Source organism: Rhodoplanes elegans, from assembly GCF_016653355.1.
Classification (GTDB): Bacteria; Pseudomonadota; Alphaproteobacteria; order Rhizobiales; family Xanthobacteraceae; genus Rhodoplanes; species Rhodoplanes elegans.
Window position 1 is genome coordinate 42,811 of the sequence record NZ_NHSK01000164.1, and the last position, 23,457, is coordinate 66,267.

Here is a 23,457-nt window from a genome sequence, read left to right on the forward strand (position 1 = left end):
GACCCAGCGCGAGAAGGCACGGTGCCGCCTGTGCGTCGCCGGTGCGCCGACGCCCCCCTCATGGTGAGAAGGCCGTGCAGCGGCCGTCTCGAACCATGCGGTCACGCCAGGGGCCACGTCCTTCGAGACGCCGCCTTCGGCGGCTCCTCAGGACGAGGACGAAGGAGGGAAGGCGAGGACGAAGGAGGGAGTTCGCCACCCTCGGCGACACCCCGGGGACGCGGCAGCGGAAACCCGCCGCTCTGTACCGCCGCCTCAGTACCGCCGCATCAGGCCGACCAGCTTGCCCTGGATGCGCACCCGGTTGGGGGGAAGGATGCGCACCTCGTAGGAGGTGTTGGCGGGCTCCAGCGCGATCGAGGCGCCGCGGCGCCGGAAGCGCTTGAGCGTCGCCTCCTCCTCGTCGACCAGGGCGACGACGATGTCGCCCGTGTCGGCATTCTCGGAGCGGCGGATCAGCGCGATGTCGCCGTCGAGAATGCCGGCGTCGATCATCGAGTCGCCGCGCACCTCGAGGGCGAAATGGTCACCGGCGCTCAGCAGCTCGGGCGGCACGTTGACGATCGAGCTCTTGGTCTGGATCGCCTCGATGGGGGTGCCGGCGGCGATCCGGCCCATCACCGGCACGGCGACGGGGCGGGCCGTGTCCTCGTCCTGCGGCTGCGGAGCGGGCGGGCGGACCCGGCCGAGATTTCCTTCGATCACGCTCGGCGTGAAGCCGCGGGCGCGGCCGCCCGCCATGACGCCGTGGCCGACCGACTCGGGCAGCTTGATCACCTCGATGGCGCGGGCGCGGTTGGGCAGGCGGCGGATGAAGCCGCGCTCCTCCAGCGCCGTGATCAGGCGGTGGATGCCGGACTTGGAGCGCAGGTCGAGCGCATCCTTCATCTCGTCGAAGGAGGGCGGCACGCCGCTTTCCTTCAGGCGTTCGTGGATGAACCGTAACAGCTCGAACTGCTTCCGCGTCAACATGCGTCGTCCCCCGGGGCTTGCTCAGGCAGTGCACCGCAGCCGCCTAAACAAATCATGAACATACCCTATCTGTTCGGCATGTGTTCCGCAACCTTTTAATGTCAGCCGGGGGAATCGACAGGACGCGGCGATTGTTGGTTAGCCCTAAGGGGCGGTTCAGGCGAGCAAAACCGGCGCGGGCCGGATGCGGCCCCAGGGTTTCTCCGATCCCGATGACGCGGGCGCCCGGTCAGGCCGGCAGCCGAATCACCCGGCAGGGGCCGCCGGCCGCGACGGAAGGCGCGTGCGGCGGGCGCATCAGGAGGCCGTCGGCGAGGCCGAGCGGCGCGAGCAGCGAGGAATCCTGGTCCGTCACCGGCGTCGCGACGAGTCGCCCCTCGGCATCGCTCGACAGCGTCGCACGAAGAAAATCGGCGCGCTCGTCGTTGGCTTTCACGGCGGCGCCGGCGACCGCCGGCTCGTCCGGGATGGCGAGGTCGGCGCGGCCCTGAAGCCGGCGCAGCAGCGGCACCAGGAACAGCACCGCGGTGACGAAGGACGACACCGGATTGCCGGGCAGGCCGAGCACGTGGATGTCGCCGAGGCGGCCGCTCATCAGCGGCCGGCCGGGCCGCATGGCGATCTTCCAGAACGCGAGCTGCATGCCCTCGGACGCCAGCGCCGTCTGCACCAGATCGTAGTCGCCGACCGAGGCGCCGCCGGTGGTCACCAGCACGTCGACGCCTTCGGCGCGGGCGCGCCGGATCGCCGCGACCGTCTCGTCCAGGCGGTCCGGCACGATGCCGAGATCGATCGTGGCGGCGCCTTCGTGGCGGGCCAGCGCCGCGATGGCGAAGCCGTTCGAGTAGACGATCTGGCCCGGGCCGGGCGGCGTGCCGGGCGGCACCAGCTCGTCGCCGGTGGCGAGCAGGCCGACGCGCGGCCTCCGATGCACCGGCACGGCCGGGTGGTTCATGGCGGCGGCGAGCGCCAGGTCCCGCATCGAGAGGCGGCGGCCCTCGCGCAGCAGCACGGTGCCGGCGGAGAAGTCGCGGCCGCGGTTGCGGACGTGGCGGCCCAAGAATCCGGCGGCGGCCGAGAAGGTCACGGTGTCGCCGTCGCGGGTGGCGTTCTCCTGAACGACGACCGTGTCGGCGCCCGCCGGCATCACGCCGCCGGTGAAGATGCGGGCCGCCTCGCCTTGGCCGACCGCACCGTCGAACGGCCGCCCGGCCGGCACCTCGCCGATCACCCGCAGCCGGGCACCGGGTGCCTCGACGTCGGCGAACCGCACCGCATAGCCGTCCATGGCGGAGACGTCGTCGGGGGGCTGCGTGCGCTGGGCCGCGAGATCGGCGGCGAGCACGCGGCCGTGCGCGTCGCCGACCGGCACGCTCTCGGTCGGCAGCGGCACGGCGCGCTCCAGCACCCGGGCGAGGGCCTCGGTGACCGACAGGGGCGCGGCCATCAGGCGTCCCCGTCGCCGGCGTCGGGCTGGTCGGCGCGGAAATGGCCGGACTTGCCGCCCTGCTTCTCCAGGAGCCGCACGCCCTCGATCCGCATGCCGCGCTCCACCGCCTTGACCATGTCGTAGATGGTGAGGCACGCGACCGACACGGCGGTCAGCGCCTCCATCTCGACGCCGGTCTGGCCGGCGACCTGCACGGTCGCGGTCACGCGCAGGCCGGGCAGGGCCGGCTCGGGCGTGATCTCCACCTCGGCCTTGCTGATCATCAGCGGATGGCAGAGCGGGATCAGTTCGTGCGTCTTCTTCGCCGCCATGATGCCGGCGACGCGCGCGACGCCGAGCACGTCGCCCTTCTTGGCGTCGCCGCGCAGCACGAGGTCGAGCGTCTCGGCCGTCATCACCACGCGACCTTCGGCGACGGCGATGCGCTTGGTCGACGCCTTGTCGGAGACGTCGACCATGCGGGCCTCGCCCCGCGCGCCGATATGGGTGAGCTGCGGCTCGTCGGTCATGCAGGGGTCCGGGTTGGTTCGCGGAACGGTGTCGTTGTCGGGTTCGATCACTCGGCGGCCGGTGCGGCGGCGCCGCGGCCGAGCAGGGTGCGGGTTGCCGCCGTCACGTCGGCCTGGCGCATCAGGCTCTCGCCGATCAGATAGGTCGAGATGCCGACGCGCGCGAGGCGGCTGAGGTCGTCGGGCGTGAAGATGCCGCTCTCGCCGACCAGCACGCGGTCCTTCGGCACCAGTGGCGCGAGGCGCTCGGAGACCTCGAGCCTCGTCTCGAAGGTCTTGAGGTCGCGGTTGTTGATGCCGAGGAGGCGCGACGAGAGCTTCAGGGCGCGTTCCAGCTCGGCCTCGTCGTGCACCTCGATCAGCGCGTCCATGCCGTGCTCGGCCGCGGTCTCCTCGAGGTCGCGGGCGGTGCGGTCGTCGACCGCCGCCATGATGATCAGGATGCAGTCGGCGCCGAGCGCGCGCGCCTCGACGACCTGATACGGGTCGTAGAGGAAGTCCTTGCGGATCACCGGCAGCGCCGTCGCGGCGCGCGCCGCGATCAGGTGGTCGGGGCGGCCCTGGAAGCTCGGACCGTCGGTCAGCACCGACAGGCAGGTGGCGCCGCCCGCCTCGTAGGCGCGGGCGAGCGCCGGCGGGTCGAAGTCGGCGCGGATCAGCCCGCGCGACGGGCTCGCCTTCTTGATCTCGGCGATGAGCGCCGGCTGGTGGCGCGCCAGCCGCCGCTCGATGTCGCGCAGGAAGCCGCGCGGCGGCGTCGCGGCCTTCGCCACCTCGGCGACCGCCATGTAGGGGTGCGCCTTCTTGGCGGCGGCGATCTCGGTGCGCTTGTAGGCTTCGATCTTCTGCAGGATGTCGGCCATCGGGCTCACGCCTCGCGCTCGGGTCTTCGGGACGCCACGTCCGGGCTCACGCGTTCGACACGGCGATCAGCCGGCCGAGGCTGCCCTCGGCGGCGCCCGTGTCGATCGACTGGGCCGCGAGCGCGACGCCGCTGGCGAGATCGGCGGCCTTGCCGGCGACGACGAGCGCGGCGGCCGCGTTGAAGATCGCGACGTCGCGATACGGGCCCTTGCGGCCTTCCAGCACGGCCTTGAGCGCGACCGCATTGGCGGCGGCGTCGCCGCCGCGCAGCGCCTCCGGGGCGGCGCGGGGAAGGCCGACCTCCTCGGGCGTGATCTCGAAGGTCGTGACCGTGCCGTTCTCCAGCGAGGCGACCGCGGTCGGGCCCGCCGTCGTGATCTCGTCGAGCCCGTCGGAGCCGTGCACCACCAGGGCGCGCTCGGAGCCGAGATTCTTCAGCACATGGGCGAGCGGCTCGACCCACTGGCGCGAGAACACGCCGACCATCTGGCGCTTGACGCCGGCCGGGTTCGACAGCGGCCCGAGCAGGTTGAAGATCGTGCGGGTGCCGAGCTCCACCCGGGTCGGCCCGACATGCTTCATCGCGGGATGGTGCACGGGCGCGAACATGAAGCCGATGCCGGCCTCGCGGATGCAGCGGCCGATCTGCTCCGGCGAGAGCTCGATGCGCACGCCGAGCGCGGCGAGGACGTCGGCGGCGCCCGACTTGGAGGAGAGCGCGCGGTTGCCGTGCTTGGCCACCGGGACGCCGGCGCCGGCGACGATGAAGGCCGCGCAGGTCGAGATGTTGAACGAGCCGGAGGCGTCGCCGCCGGTGCCGACCACGTCGACGGCGCCCGCCGGCGCCTCGACCTTGAGCATCTTGGCCCGCATCGCCGAGACGGCGCCGGTGATCTCCTCGACGGTCTCGCCGCGCACCCGCAGCGCCATCAGGAGCGCGCCCATCTGCGACGGCGTCGCCTCGCCCGACATCATCCGGGCGAACACCGCGGCGGCCTGCTCGCGGGTCAGCGGCGCGCCCGTGGCGACCTGCGCGATCAGCGTCTTCAGCTCGACCATTGGAAGCCTCACTGCGGCCGGGACGCCGGGCGCCCGTCGGTCCGGCCCGCCGCCTCGTTGAAGGCGCGGGCGATGTCGAGGAAATTCTTCAGGATCAGATGGCCGTGCTCGGACTTGATGCTCTCGGGGTGGAACTGCACCCCGTGCACGGGCCGCGTCTTGTGCTGCATGGCCATGATCAGCCCGTCGGTCTCGGCCGTCACGGCGAGGTCGTCGGGCAGGGTGCCACGCTCGACCACCAGCGAGTGGTAGCGGGTCGCCCGGAACGGACCGTTGATGCCGCGGAACAGGCCCTGGCCCTCGTGCGACATCTCGGAGAGCTTGCCGTGCACCGGCACGGGGGCGCGCACGACCTGTCCGCCGAACGCCTGGCCCATCGCCTGGTGGCCGAGACAGACGCCGAGCATCGGTACGGTTGCCGAGGCCTTGTCGATCAGCTCCAGGCAGATGCCGGCCTCGTTGGGCGTGCACGGCCCCGGCGACAGCACGATCGCTTCCGGCGCGGCCGCGAGCACCGCGTCGGCCGTCACCTTGTCGTTGCGGTGGACGACGACGTCCGCCCCCAGCCCGCCGAGATAGTGGACGAGGTTGAAGGTGAAGCTGTCGTAGTTGTCGATCAGGACGATCATGGCGCCCGCCGCCCCCCTCTCGGGTCTTAGACCGCGCGGGCAAAGGGGGTCAAGGCGCGGCCGACCCGGCTCGGCGTCCACCGCATCGCCGGCGGCGATCGCCCGCGGGTCCACGCGAGCGCGCGCGGGCCACCGCGCCCCGTGCATCCCTACCATTCCAAACAGAGGTACGATGTTCAGGAGAAATTATGAAACGCGGGCTAATTCGAAAGTCGAGGTTTCGAATGGGTGGCTGGAAATGCGCATTAGGACGATGTTCCTTATCTGCCTGGCCGGAGCGTCCGTGCCGGGGTTGGTGACAGCCGGTATGCTGGTTCAGGACGGTCTCGCGCGGGTGTCTCGCGCGCGCGTCTCCGGGGACGCCGTCGCGGTCGTGACGACGGCGATGCGGATCCCGGAGAGCCTCGCCGCCGAGCGCGGCCACTACAACCTCGGCCTCTCCGCCGATGCGGCCATGGATGCGGCCACGCGGGCGACGATCGCCAAGCAGCGCGAGGAGACCGATGCGCGGCTGGCGGCGGCCGTCGACCTGCTGCGCGGTTCGTCGCTCGACTCCCGCGGGCCGATCGAGACGCTCGGCCGGGTCGCCGCCGATCTGAAGAACCTCCGACAGGGCGTGGACGCTGCCGTGGCGCGGCCGAAAAAGGAGCGTGATCCGGAGGCCTTTTCGGCCTCTGTCGTCCTGTCCGACAAGACCTACGCGACGCTCGACTCTCTGGTCGACGCGGTCGACGCCGCGGCCGCCGGCCAAATCCGGGGAGTCGCGACCTATATCGACATCGCCCGCAAGAGCGCGGCGATGCGGCTCAACGGCGGCGATCGCGGCACCGTCCTGATCCAGGCGATGAACTCCGGCGCGCCGATGACCCGCGAGCAGCTCGACCGCATCGCCGAGATGCGCGGGCGCATGGAGCAGGACTGGCTCAGCATCGTCGCGGCCTCCCGCCGGCTCGGCGATCCGCCCCAGGTGGCGGAGGCGATGGCGGCGGTGAAGCAGCGCTTCTTCGGCGAGATCGGCGCCCTCTACGCGCAGATCATGTCGGCCGGGCTGAGCGACGGAAAGTACCCGATCTCGATCCCCGATTATCGGCGCCGCCACCTTCCCGGGCTGCAGAGCATCCTGCTGCCGCGCGACGCGGCGCTCGCCACCGCGGCCGAGGTGGTGGCGGCCGAGCGGCACGACGCCCTCGTCCAGCTCGTTCTCGCGCTCGCCTTCATGGCGGTCGCGGTCGCTGCCGTGGCGGGCGCCGCCGTCGCCTTCGGGCGTCGGGTACTGCGGCCGGTCGCCGACCTCACCGGGGTGATCGGCAAGCTGGCCGAGAAGCAGAACGACGTCGCGGTGCCGGGCCGCGACCGCTCCGACGAGCTCGGCGACATGGCGCAGGCGCTCGAGGTCCTGCGCGAGAACGCCATCGTGGCCGAGCGGATGAGTGCGGCCCGCGACGCCGAGCGCCAGGCCAAGGACGAGCGGGCGCAGCGCGTCGACGCCGTGACGAACCGCTTCCAGACCGAGATCGGCGAATTGGTGCGCAGCCTGTCGGCGGCCGCCGCCGGCATGGAGGCGACGGCGCAGTCGCTGAGCGCGACGGCGCGCGACAGCACCAGCAAGGCGACCGCCGTGGCGGCCGCCGCCGAGCAGACCTCGGTCAACGTCCAGACCGTCGCGACGGCGGCCGAGGAGCTGTCCGTCACCACCCAGGAGATCGGCCGGCAGGTGGCGCAGTCCTCGTCCATCGCCGACCGCGCCGTGGAGGCGGCGCGCCACACCGACGCGACCGTGCAGCGGCTCGCCGACGGCGCCCACAAGATCGGCGAGGTGGTCGGGCTCATCCAGACCATCGCGTCGCAGACGAACCTGCTGGCGCTCAACGCCACCATCGAGGCGGCCCGGGCCGGCGAAGCCGGCAAGGGCTTCGCGGTCGTCGCCTCGGAGGTGAAGTCGCTCGCCAACCAGACCGCCACGGCGACCGAGGAGATCGCCGCTCAGATCGCCGACATCCAGGACGCCACCAGCGACGCCGTCGACGCGATCCGCGGCATCGCCGGCACCATCGACGAGGTGAGCCGCATTTCGACGACGATCGCCTCGGCGATCGAGGAGCAGGCGGCGGCGACCCGCGAGATCGCCCGCAACGTCCAGGAGGCGGCGCGCGGCACCCAGCAGGTGTCGGGCAACATCGTCGGCGTCACCCAGGCGGCGACGGCGGTCGGCGGCGCCGCCGGCGAGGTCCTCGACGCGGCCGGCGCGCTCGCCCGCCAGTCGGATCGCTTGAAGCAGGGCGTCGATGGATTTTTGGAGGAGGTCCGCGCCGCCTGACACTGCTTCGAGGGGGGACGGCTGGTCGCCCACGGCGACGCCGACCGTCTCCCCGCCGCGTTTCGGGCGCGCGGCGCTTTCGAGGGCGATCTAGAAAAGGCGGCCCTGGCCGTCGTCCGGCACTTCGACGAAGCGGCCGGCGTCGGCGAGGTCGGCGCGCAGCCGCATCGCCTGGGCGAGGATCTCCTCGATGGTCGGGGCGCTGGCGATCTCGAAGGTCGCGGGGCCGGCGACGCGCAGCTCGACGGTCGAGCCTTCCTGCAGGCCGAGCACCTCGACGACCTCCTTGGGCAGGCGCACCGCCAGACTGTCACCCCACTTCGCGACCTGCACCTCGGCCTCCGCAATTCGACGTCTCGAGAACGGCGGGTGTCCTACCGATCCGGCCGCACGGACGCAACCGGAAACCCGCCATGCCGGCCATGATCCGAAAACGGGGAGGTGGGCTAGTTCAGCGGGTTAGGTATCGCTCGGAGGTTTCGGTTCGCAAGCGGGGCCGCCATCGTCGTCCGGGAACCGGCGGTGCGCCGCCGATCTCTTGCCCCGCTACTGCCCGCGCTTCGCCGCGCTGGCGAACCGGCGCGCCTCCTCGGCGGCGCGGAACAGGGCCTTGGCCTTGTTGACGCATTCCTGCTGCTCGGCGGCCGGGTTCGAGTCCGCGACGATGCCGGCGCCGGCCTGGACATACATGGTCCCGTCCTTCACCAGCGCGGTGCGCAGCACGATGCACGAGTCCATCTCGCCCGCCGCCGAGAAGTAGCCGACGCAGCCGGCGTAGAGGCCGCGCTTCTCCTTCTCCAGCTCGTCGATGATCTGCATGGCCCGCACCTTCGGCGCGCCCGAGACCGTGCCGGCCGGAAAGCCCGCCGCCAGGGCGTCGAGCGCGTCGTGCGAGGAGCTGAGTGTGCCCTCGACGTTCGAGACGATGTGCATCACCTGGCTGTAGCGCTCGATGAAGAACTGGTCCGTCACCGTAACGGTGCCGATCTCGGCGACCCGGCCGACATCGTTGCGGCCGAGGTCGAGCAGCATCAGGTGCTCGGCGCACTCCTTCGGGTCGGCGAGCAGCTCCTCCTCCAGCGCCTTGTCCTCGTGCGGGGTGGCGCCCCGCGGCCGGGTGCCGGCGATCGGCCGGATCGTCACGGTGTTTTCGCGCACCCGCACCAGAATCTCGGGGCTGGACCCGACCACCGCGTAGCCGCCGAGATCGACGAAGAACAGGAACGGCGCCGGGTTCACGCGGCGCAGCGCGCGATAGAGTGCGAAGGGCGGCAGCGCGAACGGCGTCGAGAACCGCTGCGCCAGCACGACCTGAAAGATGTCGCCGGCCGCGATGTACTCCTTGGCCCGCCGCACCATCGCGGCGTACTCGTCCGGCGTGGTGTTGGAGACGGGTGCCGGGTCCGGCAGCTCGGCGATCGTCGCGGCCTGCTCCTTCAGGAGCGGGCGGTCGAGCGCGTCGACCACGGTGGTGAGCCGCTCCACGGCGCGCGCGTGGGCGAGGCGGGCCGGGACGGCAGGATCGGGCCGCACCGGCGTCACCACCGTGATGGTGTCCTTCACGGCGTCGAACACGATGACGATGGTCGGCCGCAGCAGCACGGCGTCCGGGATGCCGATCGGGTCCGGATTGGCGGCCCCGATCTCCTCCATCTGCCGCACCATGTCGTAGCCGAGATAGCCGAAGACGCCGGCCGCCATCGGCGGCAGCGCGTCGGGCAGCACGATGCGGCTGTCGGCGATCAGCTTGCGCAACGCCGCGAGCGGCGGCTCGGGGCAGGGCGTGACAGTATCGGGAACCCCGCGCCCCGGTCGCGCGATCTCGGCTTTGCCGTCGCGCACCCGGAATACGAGGTCGGGATCGAGCCCGATGATCGAGTAGCGGCCGCGCACCGCGCCACCTTCGACCGACTCCAGGAGAAAGCTCGCCGGCTTGCCGTCCGCCACCTTGATGAAGGCGGAGACCGGCGTCTCCAGGTCGGCCACCAGCGTGGTGGAGACGACCTGGGCGATGCCGCGCCCATAGGCGTCCACGAAAGCGTCCGCCTGCGGTTCGATCTGCATGTCACGCCACGCTCGCGTCGGCCGTCTTACTGCTCGGCCGAGCCCCGTCCGACGGCCTGCGCGAGCGCCGTCTGGTTGATCTTCACGTTCAGCTCGTTCTGCAGCTGGGCGACGTACTGCGCCATCACGTCGTCCGCATAGGCGTTGCGGAGCTGCTCGACGAGCTTCTTGACGTCGGCGCTGCCGGCGTCGAAGGGCGGCGGCTTGATGTCCGTCACCTTGAAGACGATGCGCTCGGTCGGGCCGGAGCCCGCCGCCGTGCCGACGCCGTCCTTCGGCGTCTTGAACACCAGCTCGACGACGTCGGTCGGCAGCGGCCCGCGGGCGCGCCGCTTCAGCGCCGGGGCGGTCTCGACCTTGAGGCCGTCCTTGGTCGCGACATCGGCGAACCAGCCGCCGGCCTTGAGCGCCTCGACCATCTGGTTCGCCTTGGCGGTCAAGCGCTTGCCGATCTCGTCGGAGCGCCAGCGCTCGGCGACCCGGTCCTTGACCTCGTCGAACGGCCGCTCGCGCGACGGCGTGATGCCGGCGACCTCGTACCACAGGGAGCCGCCGCCCGTGATCGACAGCGGCTCGTTCTCGACGCCGATCTGGGTCGCGAAGACGGGGCCGAGCACGTCGACATTGGCGGGCAGCGCGGTAGTCTGGCCGTCCGGTGTGCGGCCGGAGCGGTCGACCGCGTCGATGGTGCGCACCGGCAGCTTGAACTTGGCGCCGATCTCGTCGAGCCGGCTGCCGGCGGCGAGCTCGTCCTCGATCTTGTCGCGCAGGTCGGCGAGCGACGCGCGGGCGCGGTCGACCGCGAGGTCCTTCTTGATCTGCGCCTCGATCTCGGCGAACGGCTGGGTGTGGCCCGGCTCGATCTTGGTCACCCGCAGGATCGCGGTGGTGAAGCGGCCGGTGACCGGGGCGCTGATGCCGCCGTCCGGCAGGCCGAAGGCGGCCTCGGCGATCGCCGGGTCGAGCATGTCGGCCTTCGCCACCAGGCCGAGATCGAGATCGGCGGGGGCGACGTTGCGCTCGGCGGCGAGCGCCTCGAACGTGGTGCCGGCGGCGAGCTTCTCCTGGGCCGCCTTCGCCTCCTCGGGCGTCGGGAAGGCGATCTGCTGCACCTGCCGCTTCTCCGGCACGGTGAAGCGGGTCTGCGCCGCCTCGTAGGCCTGCTTGGCGTCGGCGTCGCTGACCTCGATGGTGCCGGCGATCTGCTCCGGCGTCAGCTCGAGCAGCATCACCTTGCGGTATTCGGGCGCGCGGAACAGGAACTTGCGCTGGTCGTAGTAGGCCTGCAGCTCCTCCGGGGTCGGAACCGGAAGGTCGCCCGCCTTGGCGGCGTCGAGCACGACATAGTCGACGAAGCGTTCCTCGTTCTCATAGCGGGCCATCGCCTCGGCCGTCGTCACCGGGGCCGCGACCTCGCCGCCGATCGAGCCGGCGAGCTGGCGGCGCAGCGACATGCGGCGCTGCTCGGCGATGAAGCGCTGCTCGTTGTAGCCGGCCTGGCGGATCAGATAGGCGAAGCGCTGCTGGTCGAACTTCCCGTCGATGCCGCGGAACACCGGATCCTGCATGATCTGCCGCACCACCTCCTCGTCCGACACGGCGAGGCCGAGCTGGCGGGCGCGCTCGTCGAGCACGGCCTCGGCGATCAGGGTGGTGAGGATCTGGCGGTCGAGCCCGGCGGCGCGCGCCTGGTCGGGCGTGATCGGCCGGCCGATCTGGCGGCCGTACTGCTGCAGCCGGTCGTTGTAGGTCTGCCGGAACTGCTCGATGGTGATCTCGCTCTTGCCGATGGTCGCGACCGTCGACACGCCGAAGCCGCGGAAGATGTCGCCGATCCCCCAGATCGCGAAGCTGATGACCAGGAAGCCGACGACGGCCGCCATGACGATCTTGCCGAGCCAGTTGGATGAGGCTTTGCGGATTCCGCGGAGCATGAGTCCTGTTCGCAATGGTTGGGGGCGCCTTCACGCGACATCCGTGGGTCGGGTCGAGGAAGCGGGCCCCGTCGATCGGTCGCGCTGCCCGCCGGCCAGGCCGGCGGCGCGCGTGGGGGAGCGCCGTCGCGGACGATCATCGTCGGCCGGTCGGCGGCGGCGCGCATCATAGGGGGGGCGCCGCACCCCCGCAACTTCGCCGAAAGGCCTGAGGCACGACGGATTTTGTCGCACCGGCGGTACGATCGTGGCATAACCCGGGCGACCCTGAGAGGCCCCGGTCGGGCCGGCCGGCGCGCGGCGTCGCGCCTTCGATTCGGGCCTTCGAGCATCGCGAGGACGAGATGGCGGCTGAGCGGCGCCCGCTGGTGGCGGGCAACTGGAAGATGAACGGGCTGAAGGCCTCCCTGAACGAGATCAGCCTGATCTCCCAAGGGCTCGACGGGCTGTGGCGGACCACGGACATCCTGATCTGCCCGCCCGCCACGCTGGTCTACACGGCGGCCGCGGTGGCGATCGGCACCAAGGTCGCGATCGGAGCGCAGGACTGCCACGCCGAGCCGTCGGGCGCCTTCACGGGCGACATCGCGGCCGAGATGCTGGCCGAGGCCGGGGCGACCGCCGTGATCGTCGGCCACTCGGAGCGCCGCACCTACCACAAGGAGAGCGACGCCGAGGTGCGCGCCAAGGCGCTCGCCGCCTGGCGGGCGGGCCTGACCGCGATCGTCTGCATCGGTGAGACCAAGGACGAGCGGGTCGCCGGCAAGACGCTGGAGGTGCTAGGCGTGCAGCTCGCCGGCTCGCTGCCCGACGGGTCGACGGCGGCGAATCTCGTGGTCGCCTACGAGCCCGTGTGGGCGATCGGCACCGGCCTCACCCCGACGGTGGCCGACGTCGCCGAAGCGCACGGCTTCATCCGCGACCGCCTGGTGGCGCGCTTCGGCGCCGAAGGGGAGGGCGTGCGGGTCCTCTACGGCGGCTCGGTGAAGCCGTCGAACGCCGCCGAGCTGATGGCGGTCGCCAATGTCGACGGCGCCCTGGTCGGCGGCGCCAGCCTCAAGGCGACGGACTTCTTGGGGATCGCGGGGGCGTATCGGTAGACGCGAGTCTCTCGGCCGGAGCGTCGTCGCCGGGCTCGACCCGGCGACCCATCTCCCTGCGACAGAACGCTTTTTGATGAAGTGATGGATGCGCGGGTCGAGCCCGCGCATGACTCTTCTCCGCGCGGCACAAGCGATTTGTGCATCCCATGGCGCGGTCGCGGACGAGCGGGACCGAGCGGCCACCTGCTGCGGAATTCGCCTCCGCTTTTACCGGACCTTACGAATTCCGTGAGATGATTCGCCTCGGCCGCGACCCCGGCCGTTGCCCCGGCCTGCGGCGCCGGAGGCGTGCCATGAACAACCCTGTGACCCCCGACCCCTTCTCTCGATTCCTCGACATCGCCGGACTCTCCTTCAGCGCCCAGGCCGTCATCGCGATGCGCACCATGACGCTCGCGCGCGGCGGTCCCGCCGCGTTCCGCGAGGCGCACCGCATGGTCGCCGAGAAGGTCGTCGCCGGCCTCGAGGCCGAGGCGGCCGCGATGCGCACGCTGCTGACCGGCGGCAGCTTCGACGACGCCGCCCAGCAGGCGCTCGTCCCGGTGCGCCGCTGCGTCGAGGACAACATCCGCCGCCTCTCGCGCCCGCCGTACTGAGCCGCGCCGAACGCGCGCGTCCGTCCCGCGTTGGTCCGCAGCGAGGCGGGCGACGGGCGATCTTCTCATGACGGACGAGACGGCGGACTGCGTGATCGTCGGCGGCGGGCCGGCCGGGCTCACCGCGGCCATCTACCTGGCGCGCTTCCGCCGCCGCGTCGTGCTCTACGATGCGGGCGAAAGCCGCGCCGCGTGGATCCCGGAATCCCACAACTATCCGGGCTTTGCCGGCATCGCCGGGCCGGCCCTCCTGATGCGGCTGCGCGACCAGGCGGAGCGCTACGGCGCCGACCTTCGGCACGGCGAGGTCGAGCGGCTGGTGAAGCCGGACGGCCTGTTCGAGGCGTCCGTCGGGACCGCGGTGGTGCGGGCCCGCGCCGCCCTGATCGCCACCGGCATCGTCGACGAGAGCCCCGCGTTGCCCGCCCTGCAGGCGCTGGTGAAGGCGGCGCGGGTGCGCTACTGCCCGGTCTGCGACGCCTACGAGGCGATCGACCAGACGATCGGCGTCGTCGGGCCGATCCGGCGCGCCACCGCGAAGGCGCTGTTCCTGCGCACCTTCAGCCGGTCCGTCGTGGTGCTGCCGCTCGACGACGAGCGGCTTCCGGAGAACGAGGCCCGCGAGGCCGCGGCGGCCGGTCTGACGATCGCGCCGGGGCCGATCCACGACCTCGCGCCCGACGGCGACCGGATCGTCGCGACGGCGGCGGACGGCGCCCGCATCGGGCTCGACGTGCTCTATCCGGCGATGGGCGCGCAGGCGCGCTCCGATCTCGCCATTTCGCTCGGCGCCCATGCGACCGACGGCGGCTGCCTCACCGCGGACGGCAAGCAGCAGACCGCCGTGCCGCTTCTCTTCGCCGCCGGCGACGTGACGACCGACCTCCACCAGATCAGCGTCGCCACCGGCCACGCGGCCATCGCCGCGACCGCCATCCACAACGCGCTGGACCGGAATTTCTGCTGAGCGCGATCAGCCGGCCGCGCTAGATCACCTCGCTGGTCATTCCGGGGCGGCGCGTAGCGCCGAACCCGGAATCCAGCCCGGATCCACGAGTTCGCCGCTGGATTCCGGGTTCGCGCCTCCGCCGCGCCCCGGAATGACCGAGAGCTGATCCATCGGAATCAGGATCAGCGGTTGGTGCCGAACCTGAACAGCGTCGCCCCGGGCCGCAGCGCGTCCGCCGCGGCGCCGGTGGCGCGGGCGAGGGCGGGATCGTCGGCGGTCGTCGCCAGCGGCTCGAGCCGGTCGGCGACGCCTTCGGGATCCTCGGAGAAGCCGGCGAGCATCGTCAACGCGCTCTCGGCGCGCGACCGCATCGCGGCCGTGCGGGTCTCGTCGCGGGCGAGCGTCTGCAGATCCATGACGGCGTGGCCGAGATTGAGGGCCGCGAGCAACCCCTGCGGGGCGGCGTCGCCGAAATCGCCGGCGCGGCGCAGATGCAGGAGGAGCCGCAGCATGCGGAGCGAGGCGTGCGGGTTCCAGCCGGCACGCGCGCTCGGCGCGAAGCGGGCGATCATGGCCGCGATGTCGGACCGGATGGCGCCGGCCGCCGCGGCGGCGTGGATCTCGGACTGGCGCGGCATCAGCAGATGCCCGCCGCTGGCGAGGCCCGCGGCGACCACCAGGGCGAGGGAATCGATCAGCACGGTGCCGACCTGTGTCGTCGCCGGCAGTCCGGCCTGGCTCGCCAGCAGGAAGCACATGTTGAAGTCCATGGCCGGGATCGCGGTCTTGGGGCTCGACCGCAGGAGCGCGCCCACGACGATGAAGGGCAGCACCGAGAGCACCACGGCGGGCACGCTCGGCACCGTGGGCTGGACCGCGAGCCGATAGAGGATCGCGGCCAGCACGCCCGCGACGACGCCGCCGAACAAGAGCGGCGCGATCTTCTGCGGCGTCGGCATCGAGCCGAGCACCATGGAGAAGATGCAGATGCCGAGCGCCGCCAGCTCGGCCGCCGGGAAGCCGGTCCACCAGCCGACGAGGCCGGCCGCGAAGGTCGCGGAGCCGGCGGCGAGCCCGGTGTCGCGGGCGAGGATCCAGTCGCGATAGGGCGCGAGATAGCGGGCCTTGGGACCGAACGAGGTGGCGTCGGCCGCCCCCGGCTCGGCGAACAGCGCGCGGCCGGCGGCGAGGATCTGTTCGAGCGAGGCGGCGATGCGAACGACCTCGGGCGGCCCTGCCGAGAGTTCTGGCCCGAGCGACAGCACGGCCGTGCCGCCGGGCGGTCCGCGCAGCACCGCGGCGACCGCGTGCAATCGTTCCGCCAGCCCGGCTGGCAGCGCCTCGCCGCGGCGGACCCGGGCGCCGGCGCCGCGGCCCGCCGCCATGATCTCGATCGCGCCCGACACCAGCGCGTTGACGTGGCGCAGCCGCCGATAGCCCTCGACCGAGCCGGCCGAGACCATCACGGCGAGCGCGTCGACGTCGGCGATCTCGGCCAGCACGGCGCGCTCGTCGTCGGCCGACGGCCGTCCCGCCGTGCCGGCGACCGCGGTCGCCGCGAAGCTCACCGCCTCGGCCGCGAGCTTGCGGGCGCGCCGGTAGAAGGCGTCGCGGCGCGAGAAGGGCGTGATCAGCCCCATCACCAGCGTGACGACCAGGACGCCGATGAACGTGCATTCGACACGGGCGACGGCGATCTCGGTGGCGTGCTCCGGCGCCAGCACCGAGGGGAACACCACCACGGCCGCCGTCATGCCGACCATGAACGTACCGTACGAGTGGACGCCGCGCAGGATGTGGGTGAGCCCGGCCCCGATCGCGACCACGACGGCGAGCAGCGCGAGCTCCGCCACCGGCTGGCCGAGCCGCACGATGGCGAAGCCGAGCGCCGCGCCGAGCCCGGTGCCGACCAGGCGGTAGAAGGCGCGCTCGATGAGGAGGCCGCGCGAGGCCTGCGCCACCACGAAGACCGGCATGGCGGCCCAGTAGGCGTTCTGGACGTGCAGGGCGGCGGCGATCGCGAAGGCGAGCCAGGCCGAGCCGGCGAGGCCGGCGGCATGGAGGAGGGAGGCGCGGTCGAGGCCCGACCAGCGTTTCAGGGTCGCGAGCATGAGGATCCGGGGGTGGCAGGCGGCGGCAATGCTGCACTGCGGCACCGTTGTGCCCCGGACGGTGCCGCATGGCAACCCGCGGAGGCGGCAACTCCGGAATGCTCGTCCCGCGGTTGCGGTCGGGGCTCCAGCCGCGCGGCAGTGGAGGCCCGAGCGTCGGGGTGCGGCTTATCGGGTATAAGGAATGGTTTTAAAGGGAGCTTCTGTGCACAAAGAAAAGGCATTTTCAAAATCCATCATGAAAAAGGGTTGAAGGTGGTTTTGAAAGACGTATCTCGAAGGAGGCATGGATTGCATGCCGTGATCAGAAGGCACTTTGAGATGACCATCACTGTCTCGCTCGAGGCGCTGATCGAGCTGTGCAGGCTGACGGATCGCCGTCCGCTGCTCGCCAGGGCACAGGCGAACACCGAGATGCCGAGCGATGTTCTGCTCGATTATTCCGTCGTTTACGCCCTGTGGCCCGATGCCGCCGAGCCGGCCGGCTATGGGCTCCTGATGGTCGAGGGCTTCGACCACTACGTCCCGGGCGCCATGGAGAACGTCGGCGTGTTCATGTGCCGCGACCGCGCCGAGGCCGCCGCCTGGTTCGATCTCGCACATCCTGCCAAAACACCCGAAAAAGCCCAGGCACTCGCGGCGTAATAACTATATCCACGCCGTCACGAGTGTCGTGAAAGGCGTTCAGGAATAGGCCGGCTCGCCCACGAACGAATTTTGATACCAGCGGCCTTCAACCCTGACTCTCACCGTCACCCTGAGGTGCTCGGGCGAAGCCCGAGCCTCGAAGGGCGACGGCCCGGGCCGCATCCTTCGAGGCTCGCCTGCGGCGAGCGCCTCAGGATGACGGGTCGAGGTTCGGGGCCGCTGATATGATCCGTCCCGTCCCCCGAGGTGCTCGGCTGAAAGTCGAGCTCGAAGGACGACGGCGGGAGCTTTCATCCTTCGAGACTCGCCGTCGGGGAGCTCCTCGGGAGACCGGCGGGAGCGTAGCTCGAGCGCTCGCCCCTCACTTCGCCTTCTGGGTCTCCTTCACGTCAGTGAAGGTGATGTTCGGGGCGCGCTCGCGCGTGTAGCCGAGATAGAACTCGTTGCGGGCCAAGTAGACGAGGTCGCCGTCGAGATCTTCGGCGATGCCGGAGCGGTTCGCCGCCACGAAAGTCTCGAACGCCGTCTTGTCGTCCGAGGCGATCCAGCGGGCGAGCTGGAACTCGGCCGGCTCGAACTCGACCGGCAGGCCGTACTCGGCGGCGAGCCGCGCCTTCAGCACGTCGAGCTGCAGCGGGCCGACGACGCCGACCAACGCCGGCGAGCCGTCGGTCGGGCGGAACACCTGGACGACGCCTTCCTCGGCCAGCTCCTGCAGCGCCTGCTTGAGCTTCTTCGCCTTCATCGCATCGGACAGTCGGACGCGCCTGAGGATTTCAGGAGCAAAGCTCGGCACGCCGACGAAGGTGATGTCGCGGCCCTCGGTCAACGTGTCGCCGATGCGCAGCGTGCCGTGGTTCGGGATGCCGACCACGTCGCCGGCGAAGGCCTCGTCGGCGAGCGAGCGGTCCTGGGCGAAGAAGAAGTGCGGCGTCGACAGCGTCACCGGCTTGCCGGTGCGCACCAGCTTCGCCTTCATGCCGCGCACCAGCTTGCCCGAGCAGAGGCGCGCGAAGGCGATGCGGTCGCGGTGGTTCGGATCCATGTTCGCCTGGATCTTGAACACGAAGGCCGACATGCGCGGGTCGGCGGCGTCGATCGGCCCGGCGTCCGAGTTCTGCGCTCGCGGCGGGGGCGCGAACCGGTGCAGGCCGTCCAACAGGTCGCGGACGCCGAAGTTCTTCAGGGCGCTGCCGAAATAGACCGGGGTCAGATGGCCTTCGAGGAACGCGGCGAGATCGAAGCGCGGGCACGCCTCGGAGACCAGCTCCATCTCGGCCGCGATCGCGCCGGCGTCGAGCGAGGCGTTCAGCGCCGCGATCTCGCTCATCTCCATGTGCATGGGCGGGCCGGAGTCGTCCTTGGCGTCGAGCAGCCGCACGCCGCCGCGCTCGATGTCGAAGGTCCCGACGAAGTCGCGGCCGCGGCCGATCGGCCAGGTCATCGGCGTCGTGTCGAGCGCCAGCGTCTTCTCGATCTCGTCGAGGATCTCGAAGGGATCGCGGCTCTCGCGGTCCATCTTGTTGATGAAGGTGACGATCGGAATGTCGCGCAGCCGGCACACCTCGAATAGCTTTCGGGTGCGCGCCTCGATGCCCTTGGCGGCGTCGATCACCATGACGGCCGAGTCGACGGCCGTGAGGGTGCGGTAGGTGTCCTCCGAGAAGTCCTCGTGGCCGGGCGTGTCGAGGAGATTGAAGACGCGGTCGCGGTAGTCGAACGTCATCACCGAGGTGACCACCGAGATGCCGCGCTCGCGCTCGATCGACATCCAGTCGGAGCGGGTGTCGCGCCGGTTCTTCTTGGCCTTGACCTCGCCGGCGAGATTGATGGCGCCGCCGAACAGGAGGAGCTTCTCGGTCAGCGTCGTCTTGCCGGCGTCCGGGTGCGAGATGATGGCGAAGGTGCGCCGGCGCTCGACCTCGCTCGCCAGCGGCGAGGCGGCGGCGGGCGCAGCGCTCTCGGGCGCGGCGAGAGCTGCGTCGGGCAGGGCGGACGAATCGGCGGCCGGCTCTGCGAGCGCCGGGTCCGGATCACGAAGCGGCTGGGTCATGCCGCGCCATGTGGCAGGGAATTGGCGCAGGGGCAAGGGCTGGGTGGTCATTCCGGGCCGGCGCAACGCGCCGGACCCGGAATCCAGCCGCGAACGCTGATGTCGCGACGCTGGATTCCGGGTTCGCCGCTGCGCGGCGCCCCGGAATGACTGGATGTGTCGCTGCTCTACTGCTTGGCCAGCGCGTCGATCGCCTGGGAAAAGCCCTTGAACGACACCGGGATGCCGACGTCGCGCTGGATCGCGTCCTTGTACTCGAGGCGGCCGGGCTCGGCCCGCGCCTTCAGGCGGCGCAGGAGGTCGTCCGGAATGTCGGCGTCGGCGAAGCAGCCGCCCGGTACGCAGCGCTTGAAGCCGAGCGCGATCGGCGCCTGCTTGTCGTCCAGCAGGAGGCGCGGCGCGGTGGCGAGCCAGACGTTGACGGGGATCTGCGCGACCAGCTTGTGCGGTCCGGTCTTGCCGGCGCGGCCGATGGCGATCTGCGAAACCGGACCGGCCTGACCCTGCTGCTGCTGGGCCTGGAACACCTCGCAGGTCTTCTGCTGGGCGCCGGGCGGCGTCTCGCAGCGCACCGTCCAGTCCTCGTAGGTCGCGGTGGTGCGGGTCGGCGCACCGCTGGCCGGCGCATTCTGGGTCGGAGCCGGCGTCGGAGCCTGGGCGAGGGCGGGCGACGCGGCCAGGACGGCCGTGACGATCGCCGTGGTGACGAGCGACGAGGCGAGGCAGAGCAGGGGGCTGCGGGGCATCGGTCCTTCCAGGAAGCGGGGTCAGTAGGTGGCGGTCACGCGCGCGTGGATGCGCCAGGTGCCGGCCGGCGTATGGGGGCCGTCGAGCAGCGCATAGCCGGCCGCGATGTTGGCCCGGAACGGGCCGACCGTGTCGTCGAAGCCGGCGCCCACCGAGGCGAGCGTCGTCTCGTAGCCGAAGAAGATGTCGCGGCCCCAGCCGACGTCGGAGAACACGTAGGGCACCAGCTTGTCGTTCAGGCCCTTGATCTTGAGCGCCTCGCCGAACGAGTAGCCCGGCAGGAAGAGCGTGTTGCGCGAGATCACGGCCTGGTCGACGGTGCGGTCCTCGGTCATGTAGCCGCGCACCGTGAAGGCGCCGCCGAGCGAGATGCGCTCGGTGTCGGGCAGCGGCTCGCCGGAGATCAGGGCGAACAGCTCGTTGGTCAGCACGAAGTCCTTCGGCAGCGGCGTCGTGTGGACATAAGCGACGGTGCCGTAGGCGTAGTGGATGTCGTCGACGCGCCCGTTGGTGAACACCTGCCACGCCGCCGAGGTGTTGCCCGGCAGCATGTGGCCCGGATTGGCCTTCAGCCGCACGTCGAGATCGTTCACGCCCCACGGGTCGCGGAAGCGGCCGGCCCAGCCGCCGACCATCTGGAACACGTCGGTCGAGAAGTCGGCGATCGGGAAGCCGACGAAGAACAATTCGCGGGTCTGGTGCTTGGTCTCGACGCCGAGCAGCAGGTCGCCGAACGCCCACGGCAGCACGTTCTGCACGGCGCTGCGGTGGAGTGCCGTGAGCTCGGTCGTGCGGGTGCGATAGCGCAGGAAGAGGTTCGGCTCCTCGTTGCTCTGCACGTAGTTGGCGATCAGCTCGAGGCTCGACCGCGGCCACAGCGGCACGATCGCCCGGCCGGCGTGGCTCTGGTACTTGGCCGTCTCGGGATCGTTGATCGGGTGACCGTCCTCGACCCAGAAGTCGCGGCTGCCGGTCGCCTGGTAGGAGGCGAGGACGTCGCCGGGCAGCCCGACATTGGTGCCGACGAACCAGCGGTCGCGGCTGGTGTAGAGCGTGCCGGTGTTGGCGTAGCCGGCGTAGACCTGCCAGGGCCGCGCCTGCTCGGTGGTGCGAAGGCTCAGATCCGCCTCGGCGAGGTCGCGGCCGGGGCCGAACACCGCCTCGACCCGCCGGAAGGGATTGCGGTTCAGCCAGTCGAGGTCGGTCTCGAGGTGGCGGCTGTCGATCGCCGCGCCCGGGGTCACCCGCACCCGGGTGCGGATGTGGTCGTGGCCGGTGCGCTCGGCCCCGGTCACCGTGATGCGGCCGGTCTTGTACTCGATCACGCGGACCTGGAGGGTGCCGCCGGTGATCTCCTGGGGCGGGATCGTTACCGAGACGAAGGCGCGGCCGGCGTCCTTGTAGACGGCCGAGATGGTCTTCTGCACCTCGGCGATCAGCTTGCGGCTGATCGGCTTGCCGAGCAGGGTGGATAGGCGGGTGCGCAAGCCCGCGGGGTCGATCGCCGGGATGCGCTCGACCTCGACCCCCTTGCGCTTGGGCGCCGCGAGCGGCTGGTCCTTGGCGCCGAGCAGGACGATGCCCGAGAGGGTGGCTCCCAGCGGCGTGTCGTCCTCGCCCTTGAGGAGGTCCGGGGTGATGTAGCCGACGGCCGGCGCCGTCCCGCGCGGCGGGGCGGGCGGCAGGTTGCGCTCGACATACTGGGCGCCGGCCGGCGCGGCCGCGGCGAGGAGGGCGAGCACGGCGAGCCCGGCGGCCGCAAAGCCGCGGGCCGCCAGGCCGGCGGCCGGCAGGGCGCGCGCGATACCGCCCGGCCGTTCGGCCGGGTGTCGTCGCGACGGCGGCCGCGCGGTCCCCCGCGACGGCTCGATCCCCGGCCATGCGCCGGCTCGCGTTCCAGTCCCCATTCCCGCCTGCCCTTACGCGACAACAAATTTTATTAGAAGAGGCCGAGGTTTGTCCCCGGTCCTTGAAGTCTCTCGTCAAGTCGCCACCGCGCGAACGCGGCGGGTCTCGGGCCGCCTCAGCGGAGCGGCATCGCCGGCATCACGCCCGGCCGCAGCGGCGGCGGGGCGATCTGCGAGGTCGCCGCCGGCACGATGCCGGCGAGCGAGCGGATCGGATCGATGAGCCCGGCGCCGACCTGCACGTCCTTGCCCGGTCCGAGCGGCTTCGCCGTCCGGGTGAGGATGCCGCGGACGTCGGCCGGCGTCAGGCTCGGCCGCGCCTCGATCAGCAGCGCCGCGACGCCGCTGACATGGGCGGCCGCGACCGAGGTGCCCGTGGTGAGCTGGTAGGCGCCCTCGGGCGAGGGCACCAGGACGTCGACGCCCGGCGCCGCGACGGCGATGTGCTTGCCGCGATTGGCCTGGATGAAGGGCTTGTCGTCGTTGTCGGTCGCCGAGACGGCGATGACGTTCGGGTCGGCCGCCGGATAGAGCGGCGGCGACTTCGGCCCGGCATTGCCGGCCGCGGCGATCAGCACGATGCCCTTCTTGCTCGCCGCCTCGAGCAGCCGCTCGGTCATCAGGTCGCGCGGGCCGGCGAAGCTCATGTTGATGATGCGCGGGTTCTTGGCGATCGCCCAGTCGAGCCCCTTCATCACCTGGGCCGTGGTCGCCTCGGCGCTCTTGTCGCTCTCCGAGAAGGCCCGCACGGCGAGGAGCCGGATGCCCGGCGCGACGCCGAGCAGCCGGGTGCGCGCCGCGATGGCGCCGGCCATGCCGGTGCCGTGGGTGTGCGGCCGGCTCGGTGCGCCGGTCGCGTCGAAGCGCTCGACCGGGACGCCCTGAAGGTCGGGGTGGCGCAGGTCGATCTCCGAGTCGATCACCGCGACCGTCACGTTGGCGCCGCGCACGCTCTTGTGGACGTCGCCGAGGCCGAGCTTCTGGATGACGTACTGGGCCGGGTCGCCGGTCGGCAGCGTGGTGCGGGCGGCGAGATCGCTGGCGAGATCGCTCGACCCGGAGGCGGCCGTCTCGGGCCCCCCGGGGTTCGGCGGGATCGAGCCGGTGCCAGTGTCCGCGGCCGGGTCGGCGGCCGGGTCGGCGGCGGGCGCGCCCGCCGGTACGCCCGCCTGTGCCAGGTTGTAGACGTAGTTCGGCTGCGCCGAGGAGACGATGCGGTTCTGCTCGAGCTGGCGGATCAGGGCGCGGATGTCCTGGCCGGCCTTCATCTGGAACTTGTAGAGGGTGCGGCCGGTGAGCCCGATCGTCTCGGCCGAGGCGATGTCCACGCCGAGCGCCCGGGCGATCGCCTCGACCTGGGCGCGCGACACGCTGGCCGGGATCTGCAGCACGATCTCGTTGGGGATGAACCGGGTCTCGCCGATCGGCGGGACGCCGCTCATCTGCTGCTCGCTCGGGGTGCGGTCGTGGCCCGGGCCGGGGGGCGGGCCGCCACCCGGATTGTTGCCGCCGGGGCCGCCGGCGCCGCGGCCGCCGCGTCCCCCG

General features: G+C 71.5%; 19 protein-coding genes. 5 read left to right on the forward strand and 14 right to left on the reverse strand.

The window, feature by feature from the left end; genetic code table 11:
- Positions 1-255 precede the first annotated feature (255 nt).
- The 6 genes from lexA to CCR97_RS20685 all read right to left on the reverse strand — a co-directional run bounded on the left by lexA (position 256) and on the right by CCR97_RS20685 (position 5,483).
- Complete coding sequence (gene lexA, locus CCR97_RS20660; protein WP_111356408.1) at positions 256-972, reverse strand: transcriptional repressor LexA; 717 nt, start codon at positions 970-972, stop codon at positions 256-258.
- 229 nt (positions 973-1,201) lie between these two features.
- On the reverse strand, positions 1,202-2,419 hold the full coding sequence (locus CCR97_RS20665) for a molybdopterin molybdotransferase MoeA (RefSeq protein ID WP_111356407.1): 1,218 nt from the start codon (positions 2,417-2,419) through the stop codon (positions 1,202-1,204).
- Positions 2,419-2,931, reverse strand: coding sequence for a cyclic pyranopterin monophosphate synthase MoaC (gene moaC / locus CCR97_RS20670; protein ID WP_111356406.1), 513 nt, complete (start codon positions 2,929-2,931; stop codon positions 2,419-2,421). Before moaC ends, CCR97_RS20665 begins: the two co-directional genes overlap by 1 nt.
- 47 nt (positions 2,932-2,978) lie before the next feature.
- Positions 2,979-3,794, reverse strand: coding sequence for an indole-3-glycerol phosphate synthase TrpC (gene trpC, locus CCR97_RS20675; RefSeq protein WP_111356405.1), 816 nt, complete (start codon positions 3,792-3,794; stop codon positions 2,979-2,981).
- 46 nt (positions 3,795-3,840) lie between these two features.
- The gene (trpD, locus tag CCR97_RS20680; protein WP_111356404.1) at positions 3,841-4,854 is read right to left on the reverse strand and encodes an anthranilate phosphoribosyltransferase; all 1,014 of its coding nucleotides are present in this window, start codon (positions 4,852-4,854) and stop codon (positions 3,841-3,843) included.
- Positions 4,855-4,862: 8 nt separating this feature from the next.
- Positions 4,863-5,483 (reverse strand): anthranilate synthase component II, encoded by a 621-nt coding sequence (locus tag CCR97_RS20685; protein WP_111356403.1) that lies wholly within the window; start codon positions 5,481-5,483, stop codon positions 4,863-4,865.
- A gap of 307 nt (positions 5,484-5,790) precedes the next feature.
- Between CCR97_RS20685 and CCR97_RS32145 the strand changes: the two genes are divergently transcribed.
- Positions 5,791-7,800 (forward strand): methyl-accepting chemotaxis protein, encoded by a 2,010-nt coding sequence (locus tag CCR97_RS32145; RefSeq protein WP_201159799.1) that lies wholly within the window; start codon positions 5,791-5,793, stop codon positions 7,798-7,800.
- 90 nt (positions 7,801-7,890) lie between these two features.
- Here the strand turns inward: CCR97_RS32145 and CCR97_RS20695 are convergent, their stop codons facing one another.
- From CCR97_RS20695 to CCR97_RS20705, 3 genes are all read right to left on the reverse strand, one after another.
- A complete protein-coding gene (locus CCR97_RS20695; protein WP_111356401.1) occupies positions 7,891-8,133 on the reverse strand; it encodes an AbrB/MazE/SpoVT family DNA-binding domain-containing protein in 243 nt (80 codons plus the stop codon).
- 213 nt (positions 8,134-8,346) lie between these two features.
- Positions 8,347-9,864: an anthranilate synthase component I gene (gene trpE, locus CCR97_RS20700; protein ID WP_111356400.1), complete on the reverse strand. Its 1,518-nt coding sequence runs from the start codon at positions 9,862-9,864 to the stop codon at positions 8,347-8,349.
- 26 nt (positions 9,865-9,890) lie between these two features.
- Positions 9,891-11,798, reverse strand: coding sequence for a SurA N-terminal domain-containing protein (locus CCR97_RS20705; RefSeq protein WP_201159800.1), 1,908 nt, complete (start codon positions 11,796-11,798; stop codon positions 9,891-9,893).
- 344 nt (positions 11,799-12,142) lie between these two features.
- Here CCR97_RS20705 and tpiA point away from each other — a divergent pair, with 344 nt between their 5' ends.
- The 3 genes from tpiA (at position 12,143) to CCR97_RS20720 (ending at position 14,464) form a co-directional block, all read left to right on the forward strand.
- Positions 12,143-12,898 carry a triose-phosphate isomerase gene (gene tpiA / locus CCR97_RS20710; RefSeq protein WP_111356399.1) on the forward strand — a complete coding sequence of 252 codons (756 nt, stop codon included), beginning with the start codon at positions 12,143-12,145 and terminating at the stop codon, positions 12,896-12,898.
- A 296-nt stretch (positions 12,899-13,194) separates the two neighbouring features.
- Positions 13,195-13,497, forward strand: a complete 303-nt coding sequence (locus CCR97_RS20715) for a hypothetical protein (protein WP_111360583.1) — start codon at positions 13,195-13,197, stop codon at positions 13,495-13,497.
- A gap of 67 nt (positions 13,498-13,564) precedes the next feature.
- A complete protein-coding gene (locus tag CCR97_RS20720) occupies positions 13,565-14,464 on the forward strand; it encodes an NAD(P)/FAD-dependent oxidoreductase (RefSeq protein ID WP_111360584.1) in 900 nt (299 codons plus the stop codon).
- 164 nt (positions 14,465-14,628) lie between these two features.
- Here the strand turns inward: CCR97_RS20720 and CCR97_RS20725 are convergent, their stop codons facing one another.
- Positions 14,629-16,557, reverse strand: coding sequence for an FUSC family protein (locus tag CCR97_RS20725; RefSeq protein WP_201159801.1), 1,929 nt, complete (start codon positions 16,555-16,557; stop codon positions 14,629-14,631).
- A 291-nt stretch (positions 16,558-16,848) separates the two neighbouring features.
- Between CCR97_RS20725 and CCR97_RS20730 the strand changes: the two genes are divergently transcribed.
- A complete protein-coding gene (locus CCR97_RS20730; RefSeq protein WP_146618988.1) occupies positions 16,849-17,202 on the forward strand; it encodes a hypothetical protein in 354 nt (117 codons plus the stop codon).
- A 364-nt stretch (positions 17,203-17,566) separates the two neighbouring features.
- Here CCR97_RS20730 and CCR97_RS20735 read toward each other — a convergent pair whose 3' ends face one another.
- The 4 genes from CCR97_RS20735 to CCR97_RS20750 form a co-directional block, all read right to left on the reverse strand.
- Positions 17,567-19,195 (reverse strand): peptide chain release factor 3, encoded by a 1,629-nt coding sequence (locus CCR97_RS20735; RefSeq protein WP_111359435.1) that lies wholly within the window; start codon positions 19,193-19,195, stop codon positions 17,567-17,569.
- A 230-nt stretch (positions 19,196-19,425) separates the two neighbouring features.
- Positions 19,426-20,004, reverse strand: a complete 579-nt coding sequence (locus CCR97_RS20740) for an invasion associated locus B family protein (protein WP_111359434.1) — start codon at positions 20,002-20,004, stop codon at positions 19,426-19,428.
- Positions 20,005-20,025: 21 nt separating this feature from the next.
- Complete coding sequence (locus CCR97_RS20745; RefSeq protein ID WP_111359433.1) at positions 20,026-21,912, reverse strand: ShlB/FhaC/HecB family hemolysin secretion/activation protein; 1,887 nt, start codon at positions 21,910-21,912, stop codon at positions 20,026-20,028.
- A gap of 116 nt (positions 21,913-22,028) precedes the next feature.
- The coding region (locus CCR97_RS20750) for a S8 family peptidase (protein WP_201159803.1) at positions 22,029-23,457 on the reverse strand (1,429 nt) is incomplete at its 5' end.

Excerpts from the sequence above, each read along its gene's own strand:
- lexA (WP_111356408.1), bottom strand. The coding sequence starts at position 972 with ATGTTGACGCGGAAGCAGTTCGAGCTGTTACGGTTCATCCACGAACGC.
- CCR97_RS20665 (WP_111356407.1), bottom strand. The coding sequence starts at position 2,419 with ATGGCCGCGCCCCTGTCGGTCACCGAGGCCCTCGCCCGGGTGCTGGAG.
- moaC (WP_111356406.1), bottom strand. The coding sequence starts at position 2,931 with ATGACCGACGAGCCGCAGCTCACCCATATCGGCGCGCGGGGCGAGGCC.
- trpC (WP_111356405.1), bottom strand. The coding sequence starts at position 3,794 with ATGGCCGACATCCTGCAGAAGATCGAAGCCTACAAGCGCACCGAGATC.
- trpD (WP_111356404.1), bottom strand. The coding sequence starts at position 4,854 with ATGGTCGAGCTGAAGACGCTGATCGCGCAGGTCGCCACGGGCGCGCCG.
- CCR97_RS20685 (WP_111356403.1), bottom strand. The coding sequence starts at position 5,483 with ATGATCGTCCTGATCGACAACTACGACAGCTTCACCTTCAACCTCGTC.
- CCR97_RS32145 (WP_201159799.1), top strand. The coding sequence starts at position 5,791 with ATGCTGGTTCAGGACGGTCTCGCGCGGGTGTCTCGCGCGCGCGTCTCC.
- trpE (WP_111356400.1), bottom strand. The coding sequence starts at position 9,864 with ATGCAGATCGAACCGCAGGCGGACGCTTTCGTGGACGCCTATGGGCGC.
- CCR97_RS20705 (WP_201159800.1), bottom strand. The coding sequence starts at position 11,798 with ATGCTCCGCGGAATCCGCAAAGCCTCATCCAACTGGCTCGGCAAGATC.
- tpiA (WP_111356399.1), top strand. The coding sequence starts at position 12,143 with ATGGCGGCTGAGCGGCGCCCGCTGGTGGCGGGCAACTGGAAGATGAAC.
- CCR97_RS20715 (WP_111360583.1), top strand. The coding sequence starts at position 13,195 with ATGAACAACCCTGTGACCCCCGACCCCTTCTCTCGATTCCTCGACATC.
- CCR97_RS20720 (WP_111360584.1), top strand. The coding sequence starts at position 13,565 with ATGACGGACGAGACGGCGGACTGCGTGATCGTCGGCGGCGGGCCGGCC.
- CCR97_RS20725 (WP_201159801.1), bottom strand. The coding sequence starts at position 16,557 with ATGCTCGCGACCCTGAAACGCTGGTCGGGCCTCGACCGCGCCTCCCTC.
- CCR97_RS20740 (WP_111359434.1), bottom strand. The coding sequence starts at position 20,004 with ATGCCCCGCAGCCCCCTGCTCTGCCTCGCCTCGTCGCTCGTCACCACG.
- CCR97_RS20745 (WP_111359433.1), bottom strand. The coding sequence starts at position 21,912 with ATGGGGACTGGAACGCGAGCCGGCGCATGGCCGGGGATCGAGCCGTCG.